Genomic DNA, 1,473 nt, shown 5'->3' with positions numbered 1-1,473 from the left:
TCCAGCACCTTCGTTCTGCGCAAGGTGTTCTACACGGTGCCGTCACGGTTGATCGGGCATCGACTGCGTGTGCGCCTCTACGATGATCGGCTCGATCTGTTCCTGGGCGGCAGTTATCTCATGACCCGGCCACGCGGTCGCCCGAAAAGCGCTACCGAACATGGCTATGTGGTGGATTACCGACACGTGATCCATAGCCTCAGGCGTAAGCCGATGGCCCTGCTGCAACTGACCTATCGCGACCAGTTGTTCCCGCGCGAGGCGTACAGGCTCATGTTCGAACGGCTGCTCGAAGCCATGTCCGAGCGTGACGCTTGCCGCAAGATGGTCGAGTTGCTGTCCATGGCCCATGAACGGGCCTGCGAGGCCGAGCTTGCCGATCTTCTCGCCCAGGACCTTGACGAAGGCCGGCTGCCTGACATCGCCGCGTTGCGAACGCGCTTCTCGCCCGATCCGGCCGCGTTGCCCGAGGTGGTGGTCGAGCTTGGCCCCCTGACCGACTACGATGCCCTGCTGCTGGGAGAGGCCGCATGACCAAGGCCCATAACGTCGATGCCCAGCGCCTGAGCTTCATCCTCAACGAGTTGAGGCTTCCTGCCATCAAGGTGATCTGGCCCGAGTTTACCGAACGTGCCGACAAGGAGGGCTGGCCCGCCACCCGACTGCTCGCTGCACTTACCGAGCATGAAATGGCCGAACGTGACCGGCGTAGGATCGAACGTCATCTGAGCGACGCACGATTACCACCGGGCAAAACGCTCGACAGCTTCGCCTTCGACGCCGTGCCGATGGTCTCGCGGGCGCAGGTCACGGCCATGACCTCGGGCGACGGATGGCTGGAAAAGGGCGCCAATCTCATCCTGTTCGGCCCGCCGGGCGGAGGAAAGAGCCACTTGGCGGCAGCCATCGGCCTGCAACTTGTCCAGAATGGTTGGCGCGTGCTGTTCACCCGCACGTCCGAGCTGGTCCAGAAGCTTCAGCTCGCGCGCCGCGAACTGGCGCTCGAATCCGCCATCGTCAAGCTCGACAAATACCACCTGCTCATCCTGGACGACCTCGCCTATGTCGCCAAGGATCAGGCTGAAACCTCCGTGCTCTTCGAGTTGATCAGCGCACGCTATGAGCGCCGATCCATGCTCATCACGGCCAACCAGCCCTTCGGCGAATGGAACCGGGTCTTCCCGGATCCCGCCATGACGCTCGCGGCCGTCGACCGTCTCGTTCATCACGCCACCATCTTCGAGATGAATGTCGAGAGCTATCGTCGCAGGGCCGCCCTCCAGCGACAGACAGGGGCTGGAAGGACCCCAAAATACGCGACAATCAAATCCATCGAGAAAATGTCGATCAGCGACAATCAGAGCGAAGAATCGCCCTTGCCAGCGACAATCTACCCCGGCACCATGACCCCGCCGCGACAATCTGTTCTCATCCTGATAGTCGCTGACCTCTCACCCAGATCGTCGCGCTATA

Annotated in this window: 2 pseudogenes; both read left to right on the top strand. The window is 61.8% G+C overall.

Annotated elements, in window-relative coordinates:
* Nucleotides 1–534, top strand: a pseudogene (locus SxD43FB_RS23540) (IS21 family transposase); the annotation flags it as partial.
* Nucleotides 531–1,391, top strand: a pseudogene (gene istB / locus SxD43FB_RS23535) (IS21-like element helper ATPase IstB); the annotation flags it as partial. The pseudogenes SxD43FB_RS23540 and istB, both read left to right, overlap by 4 nt.
* Nucleotides 1,392–1,473: the final 82 nt, after the last annotated feature.

Origin of the sequence: Sphingobium sp. D43FB, assembly GCF_002312805.1 — a bacterium.
Taxonomy (GTDB): domain Bacteria; phylum Pseudomonadota; class Alphaproteobacteria; order Sphingomonadales; family Sphingomonadaceae; genus Sphingobium.
This window is presented reverse-complemented; position numbering and strand designations above follow the sequence as displayed.